This window comes from Paraburkholderia sediminicola (assembly GCF_046027355.1).
In the GTDB taxonomy this organism is placed as follows: Bacteria; Pseudomonadota; Gammaproteobacteria; order Burkholderiales; family Burkholderiaceae; genus Paraburkholderia; species Paraburkholderia sediminicola_B.
The window spans coordinates 61,842-85,311 of record NZ_JAQQEK010000001.1 but is presented as its reverse complement, the minus strand read 5'-3'; the positions used below and the strand labels follow the sequence as shown (position 1 = coordinate 85,311).

The window sequence follows — 23,470 nt, the reverse complement described above, 5'->3', positions numbered from 1 at the left end:
GTGCGTCATTCCACCGTCACCGATTTCGCGAGATTGCGCGGCTTGTCGACGTCGGTCCCTCGCGTGCATGCCGTGTGATACGCGAGCAATTGCAACGGCAGCACGTGCAGGATCGGCGACAACGCCCCGTAGTACTCGGGCATCTGGATGACGCGCAGCCCTTCCTCGTTTGACAGATTCGCGTCGGCATCGGCGAAGACGTACACCTGGCCCCTGCGGGCGCGAACCTCCTGAATGTTCGACTTCAGTTTCTCCAGCAGACCGTCGTTCGGCGCGGTCACGACGACCGGCATCGAGTCGGTCACGAGCGCAAGCGGTCCGTGCTTCAGTTCGCCGGCGGGATACCCTTCGGCGTGAATGTACGAAATCTCCTTGAGCTTTAGTGCGCCTTCCAGAGCGATTGGGAAGTGCGAGCCGCGGCCGAGGAAGATCGCGCTGTCCGTGCGCGCGATCTCGTGCGCCCACGCAATGATCTGCGGTTCGCGCGCAAGCACGCCCTGCAGCGCCGTGGAGAGGCCCGAGAGCTGCGAACGATAGCTCGCTTCCTGCTGATCATCGACGTACCCGCGTGAGCGGCCGAGCGTCACCGCGAGAACGAACAGCGCCACGAGCTGTGTGGTGAACGCCTTGGTCGATGCGACGCCGATCTCAGGGCCGGCTTGCGTGATGAACGACCAGCGCGACTGTCGCACGATCGCGCTCGTCGCCACGTTGCAGATCGCGAGCGTGTGTTCCTGACCCAGCGATTGCGCATGGATCAGCGCGCCCAGTGTGTCGGCGGTTTCGCCCGATTGCGAAACGGGCACCACGAGCGTGTTCTTGCCCGCGATCGTCTCGCCGTACCGGTATTCACTGGATATCTCGACCTGGGTCGGAATCTTCGCGATCGATTCGAACCACGCCTTGGCGGTCATCGCGGAATAGTGACTCGTGCCGCAGCCGAGCAGCAGGATGCGGTCGATCTCTGCGAACGCATTCGGGTCGGTTGCGCCGAAGAGCGTGGCGTCGAACGCGCTGTTGCGGGGGAACGTTTTGGACACAGCGAGCGGCTGCTCGAAGATTTCCTTTTGCATGAAGTGACGGTACGGCCCGAGCGCTGCCTCGGTGGGCGGGTGGCGCAACGTGCGCGCCTCGCGCACGACCGGCTCGCCGTCGCGGTTCATGATGCGAGTGCCGCTGCGGGAAAGATCGGCGATGTCGCCGTCCTGCAGGAAGACGAACCGGTCGGTTACGTCGGACAGCGCAAGCGGGTCCGACGCAAGAAACGATTCCTTGCCGTTAATCCCGATCACGAGCGGCGAGCCATACCGCGCACCCACCACGCGATCCGGTTCGGCTTTGCAGAAGACCGCGATTGCATAGGCGCCGCGCAGTTCGCTTACAGCGCGACGCACCGCATCCGCCAGATCGCCCTGGTAGCAACTGTGAATCAGGTGAGCGATCACCTCCGTGTCCGTCTGGCTCGCGAATTCATAGCCCGCGCGGCTCAGTTTGATCTTCAGCGCCTCGAAGTTCTCGATGATGCCGTTGTGAACGATCGCGACCTCGTTCTTCGAGAAGATTGGGTGCGCGTTCTGGGTCGCCGGCGCGCCGTGCGTCGCCCATCGCGTGTGCGCGATGCCCGTCCAGCCTTCGAGGCCCATCTCACGGACCTCGGCATCCAGAGAGCGAACCCGCGTCAGACTGCGCACGCGGTGCGGCGCGCCGTCCCGAAGCACTGCCACTCCGCAGGAGTCATAGCCACGGTATTCCAGCCGCCGCAAGCCTTCGAGCAATACCGGAACGACATTGCGTTCCGCGATCCCCGCCACGATTCCACACATATTCCCCTCCGATGGTTTAGCCCGTTTCGCGACTCAACAGTGTTGGAATATCGCGTGGACTTCATAAAGCATGCTGTGATGCGCTAAAGCAGTCCGTTGCTTCGCGCATACTTCTTCTCGATAGGCATCCGAACTAAATCACCCGTTTCCACGCAACGACGGCGCCCGACACCCAGATCAAACCGTTTCCCCAAGCAATTGGTCCGCGCCATGGCTGATGAGTTGCATCATCGCCGCCTTCGCGCCCCCTGCATCTCCACCTTCGATCGCGCGCACGACTTTCCCGTAGTCGGCGACCCGCGTATCGTACGCGAGCGCTTGCATGCCGGAGATCGCCCGCATGGCCCTCAACCCCATCCGCACGATACTGCCCATCTGGCTGAGCAACGCGTCGCCGCTTGCATCGATGATGGCCGCCTGCAACGCGTCTTCGGCGGCTTTCTCCGCGACGCTATCCCCACTCGCACGCTGGAGATTCTGATACATGGCGGTGATAGCAATGCGCTGATGCCGGGTCGCGCGAGTGGCCGCGAACGCAGCCGCTCGGGGGTCGACGACCTTGCGGAACTCGATCAGCCCAAGCAGATACTCCGGATCCGGCGTGGCGCGAAGCCGCCACTCGGCGACTTCATGATCGATGATCAGCCAGTCTTTCGCAGGCGTGATGCGAGTACCCGTCTTGGTCCTGACATCGAGCATCCGGCGCGAAACCAGGATGCTGATCGCTTCGCGCATGATGGCCCGGCTCACGCCATGCTTCTTCGAGAGGATCACCTGCGGAGGAAGCACGTCGCCGTCGTAATCCCCGTTGATGATGCCGGTCACCAGTTGATTGACCACTCGCTTGACGAGCGAGGCTTCGAATCCGTGGTTCATTTTATTTTCTCGTCACACTGTGAAGTGTTATGTGCAAGATCCGCCTTTTCTCGAATCTTCGCCGTGGTGTACAAGGCTTTCCCCCGTGCCTTTGTATATCCACATGGTGCATCGGGTTTGGCTCCCGCAACGTACGTCCTCACACACTGACCGTCTAAAGAGATTCAAATATGGGTTACCCCACTCCCCCCGCCCGAACGTCAGTGGCGCGGCCGCTCCGCCCCACGCGGCGCGACCACCGGGGCGTGCCGCGTGATCATCAGCCAGCGCGGCGTCCTGATGCGCACGATCGACACATAGAGGTGAACGTAAACCAGGACGAATGCGATGGTTGCGCCGGCAAGCGCGATCGGGCTGTCCCAGAAGAACGTGGCCGGAACAATGCCGATCAGGCTCAGCACCCACAGATAAATCGAGGTGCGTGAATTGCGCAGCGCGCGCTGGCGTAGATTGCCCGCGTCGAGCCCCTTTCGCACGACACGCCGATACACGAGCGTATGCAGATGAAGTCCGTCGGGGGCGCCGGCCGGTCGCCCGCGCACGATCCTGCGGCGATAGATGGAAAAGAGCGTCTCGAAGGTCGGATAGATGGCGACGGCCATTGCGTACCACGCCGACACGCCCGGGTTGCGCACGATCAGGAGTATGAGCAGCTCCGCCATGATGAAACCGACGAAATAAGCGCCGCCGTCTCCGAGGAAGACGGAAGGCACCGGAAAGTTCCAGAGCACGAAGCCGCCAATCGCTCCGATCATCGTCAGTGCCATGCTCATGATGAGCCAATCGTTGACGCTGTGTGCGACATAGCCGATCGAGGCGAAGATCAGCATGGTCACAACCGACGCGAGCCCGTTGAAGCCATCGATGATGTTGACCGCGTTCGTCAGCCCGGCGACGCCGAGCATCGTGAAGCCGATGCCGATCGGCACGATGCGCAGCCACTGATCGACGAGGGGCAAGTCCACCCGCGTGAGCGTCGCGTGCATCAGCAGGCAGGCCGCGAGCGCCGAAGCGAGTGCGCACAGGAGCCGCACTCGCGGGCTCACGCGCTTGGTCATGTCCTCGATCACGCCTCCTGCGAACGCCGGCACGGCGCACAAAAGGAGCAGCAGTTGACTCGTCCCCGGGTTGGTCGCCCACAGCGGCTGTATGAGAGGAATGACGGTGGCGGCGCATGCAATCCCAATTCCGCCGATTCTCGGCACCGCGTAGGCGTGGTTCTTCTGGATGCCGCGCAAGTCGTGGTCCATCGTCAGCGACCCGTGCAGACCCGAACTTCGCACGATAAAAAAGATAACCAGGAATGAGACAACAAAGCCAAGCGCAAGATTCAACATCTCGGTCTCCAATATTAACGGAGGAATTTTTATTTTCTTGTCGCTTGAACGTCTTTTTAGGACAAGGTTAGTAATGCACACCGTCTCTTATTTCGAGTCTTTCCTCTGTGGTATTCCCAACACAACCCCGCCACGATCATTTTATGAACCGACAAATCGGTGTAAATGCGGCGTGCCGCAATACGCCGATTCAGTTATTGACGGATCGGGGCGTGTCTATGAAATGACCATTGCTCAGTCTTGCGTCCGGCTCGCAAAGGAGGCGCGCTGCGCATTGGCGAGCGCTCCTTCACGGCTATCGGACATCTGCTCAGAGAAAGTACCTGTACGTGCCCAGCAGATAGTTCTTGATAACGTCGTAAGTCAAAATACCTAAGACAAAAGCGACGGTCCACAGGACCAGCGAGTTCTTGAGACGGATCTCCGGCAGCAGGAAGGCCAGCAGCAGCGGCCCATAGTAGACAATGCGCTGGGTCCCGAACGGATAGACGAAGAAGGAAATGATCAGGAACATGAGCAGGCCAATATGCATGATCGCGATCTTATGGACGACCATTTCGCGCACCGTGTCCTCGATATTTTTTCGACGGAGCAAGAGCACGAGCGCCGGCACGATCAGATACAGGACGAGCGATATCAGGAAGTTCACCGTGAACGCTTCCTGCTGGCTGTATTCTTCGAGCCGGCGGCCACCGAACGTGTTGAAAAGCCACGCTGACGCCAGCGACATCGCGAGCGCCGCGCCTATCACGCCCACGATTGCCACCGCCTTGCTTCGCCTCATGAGCACGTGCGCGAGAATCAGGAACAAGGCCGGATACGCGAATGTGGTGTGAACAATGCTGGCGAGAAGCGCGCCTCGAATGGGCTGCTGCCGGCACATCGCGAAATACATGGCAATCGACAGAGCAAATCCCTGGCGGATCTGGAATAGCCCGACCGTCGCGAGGCCGGTGGGGATCAGCGCCCATAAAAGCAGGCCAAGAAGCGGCCGGCGCGTCCGGCTGAGGGCAAGCGCCATGAGCACGTTTAGCACGACAACCGTCAGCCGCACCGCGGTATCCGGTGAGAAGCCCAGTGAATCGATGCCTAGCACCCAGAGCCGCCAGCCGAGCTCATCCGTGATCGTCTTCACGATGAAGAGCACCGTCGAATGGCTATTGGCCCAGAGATGAACGATCCAAAGCGGATCGGCATCCCTGAAGTACGCAACGTAATTGTCCTGATCGAGCAACTGGCTCCGATCGCCGAAGGCGATCATGCACAGAATGAACGCCGCCAATGCCAGGAATGCAAGCATGGAAGGGCGCATCCATCGGTAGCCGATTGAATGGATCTGGAACTTCGAGTTGAGTTGTTCTGCCACTTTCGTCTCCCTCTTGCCCGTCAGCTTGCCAGCTCTGCGCAAACCGGAGGAGGTGTGTTGATTTTTATGCCGCTCAAGTGTGCTGTCGGTCATCGCCGTTTAGCGGACCGGGCCCGTCGATCGGTGATGCTATTGGGCCATTGGATGGCCTTGAAACTCACATCGCCTTACGCCCCTGCACGCTATCAGGCTTTTGTTCGACATTACGAGCGGAATGGCACACAAGTTTTGAATCGACTCCGGAACGCTGGTCCGTCAATTCGTATCAACAATAAATCGCATCCGCAATTGCCGCGGACAATTGTCCCGGTCTGTGTTCGATGCCGAACGGTAAGGCGACTGCACGATCACTTAGCCTTTCACCAGTCTTACCGTGACTATGGATATCAACTCCGTTAAAACGACGCGACAGAAAAAAGGCGGCCGTCCGCAAGGCATGAATGGTTTTTGTGGAATTGAGTGCCGTCTGCAAATGAAACTTGTTTGCCTAATCGAAAAAGATACGGGTTTACATCAACGAATGCCGCACCGTGCGAACGAAATGAAAATCGTCCATATAATCTCGGGCCTCGGTTTGGGCGGCGCCGAAACGCTGCTGCTGAACCTCGTTTCGGAGTCGCGCAGCGCCGGCGGCACGCACGTCATCATTTCCCTGTCGTCGCTGGATATCATGGCGGAGCGTCTGCGCGCCGCGGGCGCCGAGGTCAGGGTGCTGGGAATGCGGCCCGGTATTCCGAATCCGCTGCTCCTGATTCGACTGGCCAGGTGGATCGTCAAGGCCAACCCCGATGTCGTCCAGACATGGATGTATCACGCGGATATTTTCGGCGGCGTGGCGGCGCTGCTGGCGCGGCTGATGTTTCGGCTCAGAGGGCATCGCCACCGGTTCGTGCTCGTCTGGGGCATCCATCGAACCGAAGTGCCTACGGTCAAGGTCGGGCGCGTTCTGAATACGCTTGCGCGAATCGGCGCAATGACTTCCAATCAGTTGCCGGACTCGGTCGTTTGCTGCGCCAACGCGTCCTACAAGACTCACGCCGAGTACGGTTACGATCGCGCCAGGATGCGCGTGATCCATAACGGCTTCGACGTTCGCAAGTTCGCGCCGGACGCCACCGCAAGGGCTACGCTCCTGAACTCGCTGGGCTTGCCGCCACGCTCGATACTGATTGGCATCGTGGGACGCTCCAATCCCGCCAAGGATTACGATAACTTCCTGCGTGCGGCCGCGCTGCTTCATCAGCGCGTGCCGGAGTGCCATTTCGTCATGGTCGGCAAGGATGTCGATGCCAACAATAAGGCGCTCGGACGCACGATGAACGAACTTGGCTTGACCAGCGTATGCCACTTGCTGGGCGCCCGCAATGACTTGCATCGAATCATGCCGGCGTTCGACATGCTGTGCCTCTCGTCCCGCACAGAAGGCTTGCCGACGGTCGTCGGCGAAGCGATGGCCTGCAGCGTTCCGTGCGTGGTCACGGACGTCGGCGATACCGGCCAGCTCGTCGGCGACACCGGGCTGGTTGTGCCGCCGCGCGATCCCGTCAGTTTGTCGGATGCGCTTGAAGAGATGGCGACGTTGAGTCTTGAGCAGCGTGAGAAACTTGGCAAGCTGGCGCGCGAGCGGATTGTCGAATGCTTTTCTATTACGGTTTGCTGGCAGAAGTATCGGGACATGTACGCGACATTGCTGCGTGCGAAAGGCGTAACGCGTTGAGCGTCACGCTATTGAACGCCGCTACCGGACGATCGTGGGGTTCGTGATATCGATCTTCGGTCCCGCTCGGTCATAGTCGGTGCTGACAAAGGCGTCTCTCCTCGGACGAATCCACGTCGGCGAATTGCTCGTGATATAGCCGGTGACAATGCGGCCTTTCGTCTCCAATCCGGATACGCTGTAGGCCGCTTCCCTGCTGTCTTCATCCTTGTGTCCACTGATCACGACGCTGACGTACTTTTCCTGGCTTCCCGGCAGTGCCTCCAGATAGACGAGAATGCCGAACTGGCAGTGTCGTGTCGTCGGATTGACGATCCGGATGTTTTCGATAACGTCCGTGTTTCCGTTCGGCTCGATGTCGAGTCCGGCGGAAGGAAGCGTACCGGCGATGTTTTCCCACACGGGATGATCGAACAGGATATTCCTGCCGCTGATGATCGACACCCCTTGCCGACGGCAGCCGGAGGCATAGTGATTCATCACCCGGACGTCGCTCGAGTAAGCCAGGCCTTTGCCGAAGCTGTTCGCGATATAGATGCCGTCTCCCCAACAGTTGGTCGTGCTGGGGGAAAGTATCGTCACATCGGTGCTCCCTGCAATGGATATGCCCATGCCCCACTCCCCGCCTGTCACGGTGTTCAGTTCTTTACTGCCGTCGACGCGAGGATTTTCCAGGCGCACGTGCCGCACGTCCCAGATACGGATGACCTCATAGTTTTGCGTGTCATGAGGCAGCAGTTTGAGCGACGCGCCGGGAGCGAAGCGCACGCGGCTGTTACTGCGCATATGCAGCCCTTGCGCATCGATCCTGCATGGGCCCGTGATGACCAGTGTCTTGCCGATTGAACTGTCGACTGCCTTTTGAAGCGCGGCACGGTCATTGGTCTTGCCGTCCGCGCTAACGCCGAACCATCGATCGACGACCTCGTCGCCCGAGGCGCGCTGATTGGTCACGACGTCGGCCACCGCAGCGAGCGGGCGGGTGATCGCACCCACCATGCTGCTGAGGAGAAAGGCATTCACCGCTCTTCGGCTATTTCGCACCGTACACCCCCATAAGAAGTTCAGCCCCTCATGCGGCGCATGGCACGCAATGGGGTAGATGTTAAAAAGCGCATCGCCATCGCGACGCCTGGGACGGGGGCTTCAACGCTCGCGGCCTCTTCAAAGGAGATGAAGCGCGAGCGGTTTTTCTTCACGAAGCCGATGATTCCATCGATCTCCGCCTCGCTTAGCGTATTCACATGCAGGCAGATGGAATACACGCCAAAGCCGAAATGCAGCGGCGTTGCGAACAACTGCGGCACCGCGGTCAGAGCGCCGAATTTGTACGGATAGACGCCGCTTCCGTCCGTCAGGTACTTGAAGTCCAGATCGGCCAGTGCGCGGAGCGTCGCTTCATCGAACGAGTGGGAAGGCGCCATGAATACCGGCTGCCAGACGCCTTGTTCCTGGAGGATCGTCTTTCCCGCCTGCAGCTTGGAAAACTGCTCCTCGTATGAAAGGCCGGCCAGTTCCGATTTGCTGCCAAGACGCAAAAGCCCGGGATGCTGGGTGACGTACTGATGGGTGTATCCGTGCTGCGCGATGCTCCAGCCGCGATCGACCCAGCCGCGGACCGCATCCCAGAACGCGTCTCTCGCCGGCTCGACGACGAGCGTCTGATCGAGGCAGTTCGGCACGACGCCGACGAGCAACGGCAGATCCTGATCCATGGAAAGCTCATCGAAGGGATCGAATCGCGACCAGGCCATTTCCGGGGTGACGTCATCGAAGCGCAGTATGAATTTTGGAGCGACCATAGCCACTCAATCTCCTTCACGATATTTCTTTAAGTCTGTCTCGGAGCAAGCCTCGTGATTACGCATCGATGCGAGACTTGCCCTGCCGTCCGACGGATATCCGCAGGGAAACGCCAGCCGGGTTCAAATCTGCCGCTCGCGCTGACTCGCCATGCCGACTTCGTGAGGCACGGGGTCCAGCAATTCGCTATAGACCCGCAGCGTCTTGCTGATCACGATCGATTCGTCGAATTCGCTCAGGGCTTTTTCCCGCGCCGCCAGACCGAGTTTGCGGCAGAGCCCCCGGTCGTCGTCCAGGCGGCGGATCGCGTCGGCCAGCGCGGCGCTGTCGCGCACGGGAATGAGCAAGCCGTCTTCTCCCGTGCTGCTCACGACCTCACGGCAGCCCGGCGCATCGGTCGTGATCAGCGGCAACGCGCACGCGGCCGCCTCGATCAGCGTCTTGGGCAAGCCTTCGCGGTAGCTCGGAAGCACGACGACGTCCACTTCGGACAGCAGCTTCGGCATATCGCTGACATGCCCGAGCCACGTGAGAAGGCCTTCGTTGACCCACCCTTCGACGAGTTCGCGGGAGACAGAGGCGGGATTGCCGTCGTCGGGGGAGCCGGCAAGAAAAAACCTCACCGAGCGGTTTTCATTTCTCAGGGCCCGGGCCGCCTCGACGTACTCGGCAATTCCTTTGTCCCACAACAGGCGGGCAGCCAGCACGACCCGCAATGGAGCCCGGGTTTGCTCATTGGTCTCCTGCCGGGCGGAGAACCGCGAACAGTTCACTCCGGATCCCTTGATGAGCCGTATCGACCGGTCATCGACAATTCTCGCCCGTTTGAAAACCGCGACGTCGTCCGGATTCTGCAGTATCAGCGCATTTCGCCGGCCATTCAGCGCGGAGCGCATCAACTGGCGCACGATAGGCCGCAGCACGCGGGCTTTCAGATCCCGGCTCGTGAAGACGTAACCCATGCCGGCGACGGCATTGATTCGCGCGGGCACGCCGGCAAGCTTGCTCGCCAGCGATCCGTACACCGCGCTCTTGATCGTGAAACCGTGCACGAGGTCGGGCTTTTCACGCTGAAGAAACCGCACGAGCCACGCGAGCACCCCGAGTTCGCGCAACGGATTGAGGCTTCGACGATTCATCGGCATGGCATGCCAGCTGAACCCCAGTGCTTGCAGCTTCGGCCCGAACTCGCCCGGCGGCGATAGCAACACCACTTCATAGCCGTCTTGCCGCAGCTTCTGCGCCAGCGAGAGGCGGAAGTTGTAGAGATACCAGTCGGTGTTGGCAAAGAGAACAACTTTACGTCCGTTCATGTCCGCTCCTGAATCTCTGAGCTTTTTGTGGATGCGGCAGGTCAAGACCGCAACGATGCTATCGGTTCATTTCAATGCGTTGATTCAACAGGCCTGGCGCGCGCGCCGACCCGCTCGAACAACTCGTCCCAGATCTTTAATACCGCTTTCAGCGAATAGCGCTCCCGTACCGACATGGCGGCCTTCCTGCCCAACTCGGCGCGCAGCGGGTCGTCCGAAATCAGTAGGCGTAACGCGGCAGCCATGGAATGCGCGTCGCCTGGCGGGATGAGCAGCCCGTCCTCGCCGTTTCGCGTCAACTGCCGCGGTCCGCTAGGACAGTCGAATGACACGACAGGCAGTCCAATCGCCATCCCTTCCATCAGCGCCATGGGCAAGCCTTCATGACTCGACGACATCGCAAAGACCTGGCCTCTCGCCAGCTCGCTCCAAGGGGTCAGCGTCCGTCCAGGCAGGAAGATCCGTTGCCCCATGTGCAGTTGCTCGATCTGAGCCTCCAGTGCGGCGCGCTCCGGTCCTTCTCCCCAGATCCACAAGTCCCAATCAGGGCAATCGTCCGCCAGCAGTGAAAAGGCGCGAATCAGCAAATCGAACTGCTTTGTCCTGTTCAGCCGCCCCAGCGAAATGACGCGCTTGCGTGCCGTGGCTTGTTGCCGTTGCTGCACGAACAGTTCATCGGGCAGTGGATTGGGCATCACCGCGATATCCTTCATTCCCGGCACGACTTTTCTGAACGGCGCGACTACGTCGTCGGTCAGCAGGGTCAGGAGATCTGCCTTCGGATAGATAAACCGGCATAGCAGTCGCCATAACAACGATCGGCGATCGGCAAGCGGATTGGTGTGCTCGCTCACGATTATCGGAATGCCGAGCCCTCGTGATGCGAGAATCGTCGCGACATTCACATTCGTCAGAAACGACACGATCACATCCGCCCTGCTCTCGCGCATCAGCGCGCGCAACGCACTCATGCGCTCGATAAAGGCGACGGGCCCCCGGCCTCGCCGCGTCACCAGGTCAGCCAGGTAGACGAACTTCACGCGCTCTGACACGGGGTAATTGCAGGTGCTCCGCCCGGAATACGTGGCGACAAGCGTGACCGAGTCGCCCCGCTCGACCCAGGCATTGACCAGAGTCGCCGCGACACTCTCGGCACCCCCATCCTGCATCGCGCTAATGAACAAAACGATATTCATGGAATGTCAGGTCTCCGCCCGCTTGACGATTGGAAGCAGCGTGGGGTTCACTCCGTCACCCGCACGGAAGGACGATCGATGATTCCCGCAGGTCTCACGCCGGTTTGCGTGAACACGTCACGCCACATCGAGAAGACCCTGGCCACCGAAAACCGGTCGACGACAGCACGCGCGCGCGATGCCATGAGTGCCCGGGTCTCGTCATCGCTCATCAAGGTCGACAACGCATTGGCGAGCTCTTGCGGGTCACCGACCTCACGAACCAGCAGACCGTCATGGCCGTGCGTGATGATGTCTCCGGGACCCGCGTCGCAGTCGAAGCTCACCACCGCGCAGCCGCTGGCCATCGCCTCGACGATCGTCATCGAGAAGCCTTCGAATCGCGAACTCAGCACGTAGAGGTCCGCACGCTCGTACCAGTCAGGCATATTGCCGACCTGGCCCGGCAGCAGCACGCGCTCATTCAATCCCGCGGCCGCGACCTGTTCGACGAGCGAGCGCCGGTCATCGCCATCTCCGAGAATGACGAGATCCCACGCCGGAAAATTGCTCGCGATCCGGTCGAAGGAATCGATCAGAATATCGAAGCCCTTCTGCTCGGCCATGCGCCCCGCCGCAAGCAATACGCGACGCCCGGCGCCGACCACCTGCTGCGGCGGCACGACCGGCTCCACGACAGGAATCGGCAGCGAGATCGAATTCGGAATCACGGTGACGGCCTTGCAATTGCAGTTGTCCTGCAACCACACCTTGCTTTTCTGCGTCAGCGCGACGACTTTGTCCGCGAGGGGGTACGTCCAGCGGCGCAGGCACTCCCAGAGCTTTCCTTCGAAGAGCATCGGCGGATGAATGTGCTCTGTCGCTATCACCTTGCAGGGCAGGCCGAGGCCGGCCAGGATGGCGAGGATCGACGGCCGCGTCTCGATGCCGAGCACGACATCCGGTTTCACCTGTCTGAGCACGCGGCGCAGAGCCAGCATCCGGCGCGCATTCGCGAATATCGCGCCCGCCAAACCGTCGCTGCCCCCCGCGAGGTCGAGGGTAATGCGTTCGACCGAGTCGTGTAGCGCATAGAAGTCGCTTGCCGTGGATGTCAGCGTCACGACACTGACATTCAGGCCTTGCGCGACCCATTCGCTCGACAGGTTCATTGCCACGCGCTCCGCACCGCCGTAATGCAAGGAATGGATGAACAGCAGAATCTTCATAGCGGACCCGTCTTGTTCTTTAATGACCCGTTTGACAACGTGAGAGACAGATAGCATACGAACGAACTGGCGCCCATCACGCCGGTTGCAAGAACGACCCCCGTGATGCCGACCCATCGAATCAGGAAGTAATTCGCGACGGCCTTTACAGCGAAGTTCACGACCGCGATGCCGGCCATTGCTTTAAAGCGACCTTGGCTTGCAAAGAGCTGAACCAGCACCAGTACCGAGAAGTAGAACGGTATCTGAATCAATCCCCAGCGAAACAGGCTGGACACCGCCACGGTGTCCGCAGCGCTAAAGGCGCCGCGCTGAAACAGCAGCTTCACCGCCATCGGCGCGAGAAGCCACGCCACCACCACCACCACGCCGCTGATCGCCAACATGAACAGCGACCACTTTAGCGCGATGCTTCGGGCACGAACGTTGTCTCCTGCACTCAACAGCTCCGATAAAACCGGCAAGGTCGCCCTGCTGATCGCCACGGCGCCAATGCTGACGAGCAGGCCGAGCACGCGGCTGGCATAGCCGAGCGTCGCGATGTTGCCGTCGCCGAGACCCGCCACGAAATACTGGTCCAGCGGCGTAGCCAGACTCATGATGAACTGGCCGATCATGAACACGCCGACCGCGCGGTACATGTACGGCCACTGCGGCGAGCTGAGAGAGAAGCTGAGTCGCGCGCGGATATTGTCGGCACGCCCGGAAAGCACGCCCAATATCACCGCCTGGAGGAGGAAGCCGAGCGTGCTGCCCCAGATCAACGGCGCGGGGGAGCTTGCATCGTGCCAAGCCAGCACGAAGCCCAGCAACACGACCGCCGGCACGCACTCCAGCAGCGTGTTGACATGTTTTTCGCGTGCCTGGAGCCGTGCCGCATAGACACAGATCGTCAGCATGACGACGCCGACCGGCGCCATGCCGAGCATCATCCGGCGCGACATCACGCGGGTCTCTTCCGACAGGTTGCGCGCCATCAGGTCGAGTGCATAGGGCCAGGAGAAATAGAGCATGACCGCGAACACCAGGCCGACGAAAATCGCCATCACGTCGAGTTCGCCGAGAAACTTCGCTTGCTCCTGCCTGGGCCTCCCGCGCAGCTCGACGAAAGCCGGCACGAGCACGACGCTCAGGACAGCGACGAATGTAGCCGGCAGCCAGGTGATCAGCGTGAGCGTGAGCTGATAGGCATCGACGACATTGCTGATGCCGTAGCGATACGCGATCGCCATTTCCTTGAACGCACCCGCCGACTTGCCGATGAGCGCGAACATCGAAACCCAGACCGCACTGCGTGCGATCCGCGAATGATCAGGATGAATCTGCAGCAGACGGCTTCGCCAACCTGCGATCTGAGACATTGACGTTACTGCCTTAAAAAGATCAACGCGTTGCGCATCCGTCATGCCGAAGCACGCCCGTGAGACCGGGCGTCTGAAGACATCACCTTTGCGATACGAACTCGATGTACCAGGGCATCGCTTTGGACAAGCCTTCTACCAGGGGAATCGTGTTCTCATAGCCCAGCAGCCGTTCCGCCTTTTCGACATTCGCCTGTGAATGCCGGACATCGCCGGCGCGAAAAGGCCCGAACACCGGGCGCTTGTCGCAGGAAACACCGTTGTCGGTGAGCACGGACCGCAAGCCGTCGTAGAGCTGGATCAACGTTGTGCGATCGCCGACGGCGACGTTGTACACCTCGTTCCTTGCCGCCTCATCCGCCGTCGCCGCCAGGATGTTCGCCTTCACCACGTTGTCGACAAAGCAGAAGTCCCGGCTGGTTTCGCCGTCGCCATTGATCACGACGTCGTCGCCGGCAATGAGCGCCGCCGTCCATCTGGGAATGACCGCGGCGTAAGCGCCGTCCGGATCCTGGCGCTTACCGAACGCATTGAAGTAACGCAGGCCGATCGTCTTGAAGCCGTAGGCACGAGCAAACACCGATGCGTACAGTTCATTGGCGTACTTCGTGACGGCGTACGGTGAAAGCGGCTGCCCGATCTGGTCTTCGACTTTCGGCAAGCCGGGATGGTCGCCATACGTCGCGCTCGATGCGGCATACGTGAAGCTCGACACTTGCGCGTCGCGCGCGGCCACAAGCATATTGAGGAAGCCGCTGACGTTCACTTCGTGGGTCGCGATCGGGTCGACCACCGAACGCGGCACCGAACCCAGCGCCGCCTCATGCAGCACGTGATCGACGCCATTGACGGCGCTCACGCAATCTTCCAGACGCCGGATATCGCCTTCAATGAATCTGAAGCGCTGCCATTGCTCCGGCGAAACGACGGAGCGTACTTCGTCGAGGTTGCGCTGATAGCCGGTGGAAAAGTTGTCGAGTCCGACCACGGTCTGGTCGAGCTTGAGCAGCGCTTCCAGCAGATTCGAACCGATAAAGCCGGCCACGCCGGTAATCAACCACTTCTGCGGATGCCCGGCGAGTTGCCGCCGTATTGTGTCGTAGCGATCAGGCATCGATGCCTCCGGATAAGATGAGGAGGCCATCACGTCGTGATGGCGTAGCGTGCGATGGGCTCAGGGGTCTGCTAGAGACGCAGATCACTGGCCTCTACAGGCAGCAAGTACTTCAGGTCGTACAGTACATGCCCGGGCTTGCCGAAGACACGAATGGCTTGCGCGCCCAATTCCAGGAACCGGCTGTGCGCGACGGCCAGAATCGTCGCGTCGTAGACGCCGTCGGCGGGATGCTCGATGGGGTCCAGGTTGTGTTCGCGCCGGGCCTCCTCTTTCGAGACCCATGGATCGTAGACATCGACTTCGACGCCGTACTCCCGCAACTCGGCAACGATGTCGACCACCCGGGTGTTGCGCAGATCCGGACAATTTTCCTTGAATGTCAGACCCATGATCAACACGCGGGCACCGGCGACGCCGATCTGCCGCTTGGTCAACGCCTTCACCAGTTGCGACGCAACGTAACCGCCCATGCTGTCGTTCAGGCGCCGGCCGGCGAGGATGATCTCCGGGTGGTATCCAATTGCCTGCGCCTTGTGCGTCAGATAATACGGATCGACGCCGATGCAATGCCCGCCCACCAGACCCGGTCTGAAGGGCAGAAAGTTCCATTTGGTTCCGGCTGCCTGCAAGACCGACTCCGTGTCGATTCCCATCTTGTTGAAGATGATCGACAGCTCGTTGATCAGCGCGATGTTGACGTCGCGCTGCGTGTTCTCGATGACCTTGGCCGCCTCGGCGACGCGAATGCTGCTCGCCTTGTGCGTGCCCGCGACGATGATTTCGCGGTACAGCTCATCGACGAGGTCGGCGGTCTCCGGCGTCGATCCCGATGTGACCTTTCTGATATCGGTCACGCGGTGCGCCTTGTCGCCAGGATTGATCCGCTCGGGACTGTAGCCGACAAAGAAATCCACGTTGAATTTCAGCCCCGACGTCCGCTCGAGAACCGGCACGCATTCCTCTTCCGTCGCACCCGGATAGACGGTCGATTCATAGATCACCACGTCATTCTTTTTCAGCACGCTGCCGATGGTCTCGCTGGCGCCGATCAAGGGCCTGAGGTCAGGACGCTTGTAGTCGTCGATCGGCGTCGGAACGGTTGCGATGTACACGTTGCAGGCATTGAGGTCCTCCACGTCTGACGTGAATTTCATGCCCGTGGCCGCGGCCAGTTCTTCGTCGCTGACTTCGAGCGTGATGTCGCGTCCTTCACGTAACGCCGAGATGCGCACGCCGTTGATGTCAAACCCCACCACCGGACGACGCTTGCTGAATTCCACCGCAAGTGGCAATCCAACATAGCCAAGACCGACCACGGCGAGTTTCAGCTCGTTTAACGAATGCATGATTGTTGCTCCCCTTTATTATGGATACGCGTCTTCTTCAAAACCCCGGGCAAGGTCCAGCAGCACTGGACCCTTGCACGGGGCTACGCGCGCTATTTCATTGCCGAATCGGAGTAGTAGGCGTCGTATGCGTAGCCGCCGTAGCGGCGCGACTGGGCGTAATTGCCGCGACTGACCTTAAATCCGTTCAGCAGAATCCCCTCCACTTTCGAACCCGTTTGCGCCAGACGCTTGACCGATTCCGAGATCTCGCCGGCGCGCGTATCGGCGAAACGCGCGACCATGAATATCGAGTCGGCGACGGGCGCCATGGTCACCGTATCCGACACGGCAAGGATGGCGGGCGCGTCGAGCAGCACAATGTCGTAGCGCTCTGAAGCGGCACGAATGGTTGCCCTGAAATTGCTGCTCAACAACAGTTCGGCCGGGTCGTGCGGATACTCTCCGCACTGCAGGACATCGAGATTCGGCAGCACTTCCTTATGCACGGTGTCTTCGAGCGAACCAGTGCCGGCGATCAGATCGGCAAGTCCCGCAGCGCGTGGCAAGCCGAAGTACTGGTTCAGATGGCCGCGGCGCAAGTCACCGTCCACCAGCAGCACGCGCTTGCCGCCTGAGGCGAGCAAGGTGCCGAGATTGGCTGACAGGAACGACTTGCCGATACCCGGCAACGGCCCCGCGAGCATCACCACGTTGTTGCGATCGCCGTTCATCGCGTATTGCAGCGACGCGCGCATCGTGCGCAGCGCTTCTACCGCCGGGTCCATCGGGTAGCGGAAAGCCAGAGCCAGCTGTTCTTCGCCCCTGGTGGACATTTTCTGCGTCAGTTGGAGTTGCTGATCGCTGACCGGGATCGTCGCGTACACGGTCAGGCCGGTGCGCGATTCCAGCGCTTCCGGATCGGCCTCGCCCTTGAACAGATAATCGCGCAGGAAGGCCAGCCCGACAGCGACGAACAGCCCCAGCACTGCCGCGATCAGCAGCACGAGCGATTTCGCGGGCTTGACCGGCCGCTCCGGCACATCCGCGGTATCCAGCAGCTGCACGGATGCGGACTGACCGGCCTTGACCAGCCGCAGGGTGTCGATGTTGCTACGCAACGCCGCGTACATGTCGGATGTCATGCGCATGTCCCGCATCAGGCGCAGCGCACCTTGCTCCGCCGTCGGCATGGCCTTGACGCGGCTCGCGAGACTCTCGACGTACTTGTTGGTGCTGGCGATCTGCTGGTCTATCGCCACCACACTCGGGTGCTCGGCCGTCAAGTGAGCGGTCAGGTCCTGGCGCTGACGCTTGAGGTCGTAGAGGCGCGAGTCCGCTTCAGTGGCCTGTCGCAGGATGAGACGGCTTTCCTCGTCCGCATCCAGAAGTCCGTGACTGTTGCGATAGGTGTTATAGGCTTCTTCCGCCTGCTCCATCTGGCGCTTCGCTCCCGGCAGCTGCTGCTCGAGGTAGTTCAGCGACTTCTCGGCGTTGGCACCCTTCTGGTTCACGTTCTGGCGCACATACACCGCGCCGATATCGTTGAGGATGTTGGTCACGAGAACCGGGTCGCGGCCTTCCAGAATGACGCCCAGCACATTCGACTTGTTGCCTTGCTCGTCGATCTGGAGGCCCTTTTGCAGCTGTTCGAGGGCCTGCTGACGCGAGTGGCGCGTGAGGTTAAACACGGCGCCGCTCTCGCCGTCGATCTTGCTCACGAGCAGATTGATCGGCCCGTGGCTGCTTTCGAATTGCTCGTCGACGCCGACTCGTCCGGTGACCGGCTGTTCCAGTCCCGGCCCGCGCAACTGATACTGGCCGCCGGACAATGCGGTGACGGTGTACGCGTTGCCTTCCTGTTTCCTCGGCACTTCGAACGTCGCCACGCTGATCGATTCGTCACCCCAGACGAAGCCGCCCCAGCCGAAGAGTCCGGGCGTCATCCGTGTGTCGGTGTGCCGCGCGATCAGCCCGCCGAGCACCGGCAAGCGCTTCGGCTCGGCATCGATGTAGAGCTTGAGGTAATCCACCGTCTGCATGGCGATGGCTTTCGACCTCAGGATCTGCATTTCGCTTTCGGCCGAGGACTTCTCCTGGAACAGCGACGACGCATTGCGCACCAGATCCTTCGAATCCGGCAGCGCGGTTGGCGAATTGTCCTCGACCCTGATCGAGATACTTGCTCGATAGATCGGCGTCGCGCAGAACGCGTACAAGGCGCCCATCAAAATGAACGCCATTGTTATCGCGGCGATCATTACGCGGTGATTAATCAACGTATCGATGATCGATCCAGGATCGAATTCATCATTACGTTCGGATAATCCCTCTAACGCTAGATTTTTGTGTTTCATGGGCACGTCTCGTCACGTAGTTTTATTTGACCGCTTATGCAAGCGGATTCGAACGAGGGAAATGCGCGATTTAGCAGTAATGGTCCTTTTCCCTGACGCCACAATACGGCACCGTGCTGCACCAAGTATGCGCGGTAGTGCACACAATCATCCCGGTGCTTATTCGCTATAAGTGGCTTACCGAACTCTTCGGGAAGTGGAAATCGGATTTTTTTAAATGAGGGAAAACCACAAAATGTCCGACCAGACAGATTCGAGTTTTCACGGTGCTCTGCTGCCGCGCGCAGGCAGAGTCTCCCGGCGTTTTCAGGGAGGTCAGGAAACCGCAGGTCCGCAGCCGGGCGGCAACCAATTTTTGGATTGTGTGATGGACACGTCAGGCGATGCTTCCGAACATCACCTGACAGACAGCGACTATAAGAAGGCTGGTGAGCTTGCCACGTTCTAGACGCGGCTTGCCCTTTCCAGAAGACGATGACGCCTTCGCGGACGAGCTACTGCATCAGGTATTTCACACCGCAGTGCTGCGACGCTGCGCGGCTAGTTCGCGACCGACGCGGCGTATCTCGGCCTCGCCCTGCGCAAGCGCGTCTGAATTCGTATGCACCGAGTAGTGGCCGAGCACCAGTGGATACGGGTGCTTGATAGCGGAGCCGATGACGAACGACGTCGCCTCCTCGGCGTGCAACTCAATGGGCGCCCTGTCGGATTCCTCAAACACGGCGAGCTGCCCTGCCTCGATCGGCTCGGACGCGTTCAGGCGGCCCTTGTCGATCGCCAGCCACGCGACGTTGTGCCCGGCAGGCGGCACATATCGCCAGGTCTCTCCCGCGCTCAGTTGAACGTGGAAGTAGTTGATGCCTTCCGGCGCGCGAATGTCGCTCGCCGCGGATCCGTGGCGGCCGAGGATCACGCGGACCGGCCCATCGCGCTGGACCTGGGCCGGCGAAATGTACTGGCTTTCCGGCGGCGAATTCTCCATCGAAGGCGGTAGCGCGACCCAGAGTTGAAAGAGGCGTACGGTTTCGCCCGGCAATACGTTGCCGTCGTGCCAGACACCATTGCCGGCCTTCATCCATTCGAGGCCGCCGGCTGGAAGCTCGCCATGCTTGCCGGTCGTGTCCGCATAGGAGATGCCGCCACTCAGCACGGTCGTGAGTGTTGCAATGCCCGAGTGCGGGTGGAACCCGAACATCGGCTTGCCGGTCGGCACGACCACGGCGTGATCGAGGAACACAAAAGGCTTGATCCATTCTCCGATATCGGAGGGACTGGCCAGACGAGTAATGCCGCCGTGCGCGCTGCCGCCGGTGCGAAAAGCGATCCGGCGCGGCGCCAGCGTTGTTTCCTGAATCGGGTTGAGTACGGCTGTGTCGATGTTCATGGCTCTGCCTCTAGAAAATAGCGATACCCGTAAGGTAAGAGCTTGCACTCCATCTTAAAAGCCTATATTTTTAGATTTCACCTATCGTCAGGAGCGATGGACATGCTTGACGGCCTTACCCTGGACCAGCTTCGGACCTTCATCGCGGCGGTCGATGAAGGCAGCTTCTCAGCGGCCGGACGCAAGCTCCGGCGTGCGCAATCGGTGGTTAGCCAGACCCTCTCTAATCTCGAAGCACAGCTCGGGGTCAAACTGTTCGATCGCACGGCCCGATACCCGCAGCTCACCGACGCCGGCAAGAGCTTGCTGCTGGACGCCCGTTCCGTGGCTGACACGATCGATGGCTTCAAGGCGCGTGCGCGCGCGATGCGCGAGGGTCTGGAGCCCGAGCTCTCCGTGGCAATGGACGTGATGTACCCCATGGACAGCTTGACGAGCGCGGCGGCTCAATCGCAAAAGGATTATCCGCACACGCCGCTGCGGCTCTATGTCGAGGCGCTGGGTGGTGTGATGAAGCTGGTGCTCGACCGGACTTGCAACATTGGCGTGATCGGCACTCTGCCGATCGTTACGGACGAACTGCAGGTCGAGCTGTTGCGCGAGCTCGAGCTGGTTACCGTCGTGAGCCCTGCTCATCCGCTTGCGAATCGCCGCGGCCTCGTATCGGCGGCCGCCATCAAAAAGCACGTGCAACTCGTCCTCAGCGACCGAACCGCACTGTCCCAAGGAAGCGAATTCGGTGTCCTGTCGCCATCGACGTGGAGGCTCGGCGATCTGGGGGCCAAGCATGCGTTTCTGAAGGCGGGACTGGGCTGGGGCCATATGCCGCTGCACATGGTCAAGGAGGACCTGGAAAGTCGCACCCTGGTGACGATTCGCATTGAAGGCCTGCCGCGCGAAGTCGCGATGCCGATGAAGGTTGTTTACCGCAAGGACGCGCCGCCGGGGCCGGCCGCCCGTGCCTTCATCGCACAACTCGGAAAGTAGGCGAATTACCGCGATTAGGTCTGAACTGGAGCTGCGTAGAGGGAGCGCAAAACAGGGAATCAGCCCGCGTCCACCATCACCAGTTCGGAATCTTCGAGGGCGGAGATCTGCACCGCGGCGACCTGCGTGATCGCCACGCCATCTAGCGTCCCAACGGGCTCGCCATTTACTTCGATGCGTCCCGAGGCCACGACGAGATAGGCGCGACACGCCGGACCCATTTCGTGTCGAACGCTTTCGCCTGCTTTTAGCATCGCGCCAAGCACACGCGCATCGGCGCGAATGGGAAGCGCACCTTCATCGCGGGCGAACCCGCTGGCCAAGGCTACGAAACGCCCTGACCGGTCACTTCTGGGAAACGGCCGGGTATCCCATGCGGGTTCACCACCGGCTTCACGAGGCAGCAGCCAGATCTGGTAAAGCTTGAGCGGAACCCCGCCCTGGTTGAACTCGGCGTGGCGTATGCCGGTGCCGGCGCTCATGACCTGGACATCGCCTGCGTGGATCGTTCCCTCGGAACCCAAGGTGTCTCGATGCCCGAGCAGGCCTTGGCGTACATACGTGATGATCTCCATGTCACGGTGACCGTGCAGGGGGAAACCGCTGCCGACCGCGATCTCGTCGTCGTTCCAGACAATCAGCGGACCCAAGGCGGCGTGCGCGGGATTGCCGTCGGCGCTGACCACGAAATGGTGTTTCGCGCGCAGCCAGCCGCGTTCCGCCCCGTCCAATGATTTCCAACGTCTGTGTGTGAGCATGTTCTCCTCTGTTTCGAGCCACCGCCAATGCGGCGCGCGTCGCCTGTGCGATCGGCCGGATTGAGCGCCGCTGCAGGTGATGAGCGTGGTGTTTCGGGTGAATTCCGCCGTGGTTTCAGCGTCTGGTATGAGGGCCGGCGCCTGCCAGCAGCTTCTCAGTGACAAGCATGCCGAGGGCGATTCGATACCCAGACCGGTGCCGGCCAGGTGGGAATCCCCTGGCCGTCTCGTTCACGCGTAGGCGGTGCGAATTTGAATGACGTTCAGCCAAACAGCTTGTTTGCCGTCCGGGCGATCAGTTCGCCCTGGTGGCGAGCACCGGCGAGCTCGATAGCGCTCGGCTGGCGCTGACCTTGTGCGCCTGCGATGGTCGTGGCGCCATACGGAGAGCCGCCGACAATTTCGTCCAGCGTCATCTGCCCCTGGTGGCTATACGGCAGACCTACGATGGTCATGCCGAAGTGCAGGAGGTTGGTGATAATCGAAAACAGCGTCGCCTCCTGTCCGCCGTGCTGGCTGGCGGTCGAAGTGAAGGCACCGCCGACCTTGCCGTTCAATGCACCGCTCATCCAAAGACCGCCGGCTTGATCCAGAAACGTCGCCATCTGCGACGAGATGCGCCCGAAGCGGGTCGGCGTGCCGACGACGATCGCGTCATAGTTGGCGAGTTCGGCGACCGTCGCAACCGGTGCTTGCTGATCGAGCTTGAAGTGGGCGCCCTTCGCCACTTCCTCCGGCGCGGTCTCAGGCACCCGCTTGACGTCGACCGTCGCGCCCGCCGAGCGCGCACCTTCGGCGACGGCTTCCGCCAGCGCTTCGACATGGCCATACGAGGAATAATATAGAACCAGAACTTTCGACATTTCGACCTCCTTCCTATATCTGCGGTGATGCCACTGTGGGAAATGATGTGCGCCCGACAACACGCACCGTGGTGCTACAAGGGCCGATCCAGGTGAGACGATCCGGACGATCGGGCGGTCGTCTCATCGGAGCCGTCTTCCTAGCTCGCGGTCAGAGGTGAAACGCCCGACGCTGTCCGCCCGGAGCGCGCATCGAGGCTGAACGCGCCGGCACCGAAGTAGGTGATCTGCAGAAGACCACCGGCCATCATCACGTTCTTGAGAAAGTGAATCATCTGGTTCTGATCGGCGAAGTTGTGATGAAAGAACAATGCAGTGACCACGCAGAATACCGCCATTGCCAGCGATACGGCGCGAGCCCTGTAGCCCGACAGCAGCAGCAAGCCGCCGCCCAGTTCGGTCAGCACGGCAACAACGAACGCGAGCGGCGGCACGGGCAGACCCATGGCGGCAATATAACCAACCGTCGCAGCATACGCTCCGAGCTTGCCCAGCCCACTCATGACAAACGGCGCCCCGATCAAGATGCGGCCCAACAACGGAAGAAACTTATAACGATCCATGACAATCTCCTGAGATAAATTGACGACTGCGATGAATGCTACTTCCGCAATGTTGGTGTGCATATCTCCGTGGCGGCAATGTATCGTTGCTTTTGGCAGAACGATAAGAATCAATC

Annotated in this window: 20 protein-coding genes; 3 read left to right on the top strand and 17 right to left on the bottom strand. The window is 60.6% G+C overall.

Annotated features, from left to right (window positions below; translation table 11 throughout):
- Positions 1 to 5: 5 nt before the first annotated feature.
- The 4 genes from glmS to PQR42_RS00370 all read right to left on the bottom strand — a co-directional run bounded on the left by glmS (position 6) and on the right by PQR42_RS00370 (position 5,495).
- Positions 6 to 1,823 carry a glutamine--fructose-6-phosphate transaminase (isomerizing) gene (gene glmS / locus PQR42_RS00385; RefSeq protein WP_408217668.1) on the bottom strand — a complete coding sequence of 606 codons (1,818 nt, stop codon included), beginning with the start codon at positions 1,821 to 1,823 and terminating at the stop codon, positions 6 to 8.
- A gap of 177 nt (positions 1,824 to 2,000) precedes the next feature.
- Positions 2,001 to 2,699 carry a FadR/GntR family transcriptional regulator gene (locus tag PQR42_RS00380; RefSeq protein WP_408385070.1) on the bottom strand — a complete coding sequence of 233 codons (699 nt, stop codon included), beginning with the start codon at positions 2,697 to 2,699 and terminating at the stop codon, positions 2,001 to 2,003.
- 200 nt (positions 2,700 to 2,899) lie between these two features.
- Entirely contained in the window at positions 2,900 to 4,036 is a 1,137-nt protein-coding gene (locus PQR42_RS00375) for an MraY family glycosyltransferase (protein ID WP_408217691.1), read from the bottom strand.
- 310 nt (positions 4,037 to 4,346) lie between these two features.
- The gene (locus tag PQR42_RS00370; protein WP_408385071.1) at positions 4,347 to 5,495 is read right to left on the bottom strand and encodes an EpsG family protein; all 1,149 of its coding nucleotides are present in this window, start codon (positions 5,493 to 5,495) and stop codon (positions 4,347 to 4,349) included.
- Between the two features lie 448 nt (positions 5,496 to 5,943).
- Between PQR42_RS00370 and PQR42_RS00365 the strand changes: the two genes are divergently transcribed.
- Entirely contained in the window at positions 5,944 to 7,119 is a 1,176-nt protein-coding gene (locus PQR42_RS00365) for a glycosyltransferase (protein ID WP_408385073.1), read from the top strand.
- Positions 7,120 to 7,140: 21 nt separating this feature from the next.
- Here PQR42_RS00365 and PQR42_RS00360 read toward each other — a convergent pair whose 3' ends face one another.
- From PQR42_RS00360 to PQR42_RS00320, 9 genes are all read right to left on the bottom strand, one after another.
- Positions 7,141 to 8,118, bottom strand: coding sequence for a hypothetical protein (locus PQR42_RS00360; RefSeq protein WP_408385075.1), 978 nt, complete (start codon positions 8,116 to 8,118; stop codon positions 7,141 to 7,143).
- 65 nt (positions 8,119 to 8,183) lie between these two features.
- Entirely contained in the window at positions 8,184 to 8,921 is a 738-nt protein-coding gene (locus tag PQR42_RS00355; protein WP_408385183.1) for a DUF2334 domain-containing protein, read from the bottom strand.
- Between the two features lie 123 nt (positions 8,922 to 9,044).
- Positions 9,045 to 10,235, bottom strand: coding sequence for a glycosyltransferase family 4 protein (locus PQR42_RS00350; RefSeq protein ID WP_408385077.1), 1,191 nt, complete (start codon positions 10,233 to 10,235; stop codon positions 9,045 to 9,047).
- 71 nt (positions 10,236 to 10,306) lie between these two features.
- Entirely contained in the window at positions 10,307 to 11,431 is a 1,125-nt protein-coding gene (locus PQR42_RS00345) for a glycosyltransferase family 4 protein (RefSeq protein ID WP_408385080.1), read from the bottom strand.
- A 47-nt stretch (positions 11,432 to 11,478) separates the two neighbouring features.
- A complete protein-coding gene (locus tag PQR42_RS00340) occupies positions 11,479 to 12,639 on the bottom strand; it encodes a glycosyltransferase family 4 protein (RefSeq protein ID WP_408385082.1) in 1,161 nt (386 codons plus the stop codon).
- Positions 12,636 to 14,000, bottom strand: coding sequence for a murein biosynthesis integral membrane protein MurJ (murJ, locus tag PQR42_RS00335; protein WP_408493531.1), 1,365 nt, complete (start codon positions 13,998 to 14,000; stop codon positions 12,636 to 12,638). The genes PQR42_RS00340 and murJ overlap by 4 nt, the downstream gene beginning before the upstream one ends.
- An 82-nt stretch (positions 14,001 to 14,082) precedes the next feature.
- Positions 14,083 to 15,114: an SDR family oxidoreductase gene (locus PQR42_RS00330; protein WP_408385086.1), complete on the bottom strand. Its 1,032-nt coding sequence runs from the start codon at positions 15,112 to 15,114 to the stop codon at positions 14,083 to 14,085.
- Positions 15,115 to 15,185: 71 nt separating this feature from the next.
- Positions 15,186 to 16,463, bottom strand: a complete 1,278-nt coding sequence (tviB, locus tag PQR42_RS00325) for a Vi polysaccharide biosynthesis UDP-N-acetylglucosamine C-6 dehydrogenase TviB (protein ID WP_408217639.1) — start codon at positions 16,461 to 16,463, stop codon at positions 15,186 to 15,188.
- A 92-nt stretch (positions 16,464 to 16,555) separates the two neighbouring features.
- Positions 16,556 to 18,799, bottom strand: coding sequence for a polysaccharide biosynthesis tyrosine autokinase (locus PQR42_RS00320; RefSeq protein WP_408217636.1), 2,244 nt, complete (start codon positions 18,797 to 18,799; stop codon positions 16,556 to 16,558).
- A gap of 235 nt (positions 18,800 to 19,034) precedes the next feature.
- Between PQR42_RS00320 and PQR42_RS00315 the strand changes: the two genes are divergently transcribed.
- Complete coding sequence (locus PQR42_RS00315) at positions 19,035 to 19,247, top strand: hypothetical protein (RefSeq protein WP_408217633.1); 213 nt, start codon at positions 19,035 to 19,037, stop codon at positions 19,245 to 19,247.
- 63 nt (positions 19,248 to 19,310) lie between these two features.
- Here PQR42_RS00315 and PQR42_RS00310 read toward each other — a convergent pair whose 3' ends face one another.
- Positions 19,311 to 20,183, bottom strand: coding sequence for a pirin family protein (locus tag PQR42_RS00310; protein ID WP_408385088.1), 873 nt, complete (start codon positions 20,181 to 20,183; stop codon positions 19,311 to 19,313).
- A 102-nt stretch (positions 20,184 to 20,285) separates the two neighbouring features.
- Between PQR42_RS00310 and PQR42_RS00305 the strand changes: the two genes are divergently transcribed.
- Positions 20,286 to 21,170, top strand: a complete 885-nt coding sequence (locus tag PQR42_RS00305) for a LysR family transcriptional regulator (RefSeq protein ID WP_408217628.1) — start codon at positions 20,286 to 20,288, stop codon at positions 21,168 to 21,170.
- 59 nt (positions 21,171 to 21,229) lie between these two features.
- Here PQR42_RS00305 and PQR42_RS00300 read toward each other — a convergent pair whose 3' ends face one another.
- From PQR42_RS00300 to PQR42_RS00290, 3 genes are all read right to left on the bottom strand, one after another.
- Positions 21,230 to 21,928: a pirin family protein gene (locus PQR42_RS00300; protein ID WP_408385184.1), complete on the bottom strand. Its 699-nt coding sequence runs from the start codon at positions 21,926 to 21,928 to the stop codon at positions 21,230 to 21,232.
- Positions 21,929 to 22,191: 263 nt separating this feature from the next.
- Positions 22,192 to 22,791, bottom strand: a complete 600-nt coding sequence (wrbA, locus tag PQR42_RS00295) for an NAD(P)H:quinone oxidoreductase (protein ID WP_408385091.1) — start codon at positions 22,789 to 22,791, stop codon at positions 22,192 to 22,194.
- 140 nt (positions 22,792 to 22,931) lie between these two features.
- A complete protein-coding gene (locus tag PQR42_RS00290) occupies positions 22,932 to 23,354 on the bottom strand; it encodes a DoxX family protein (RefSeq protein WP_408385186.1) in 423 nt (140 codons plus the stop codon).
- Positions 23,355 to 23,470 lie beyond the last annotated feature (116 nt).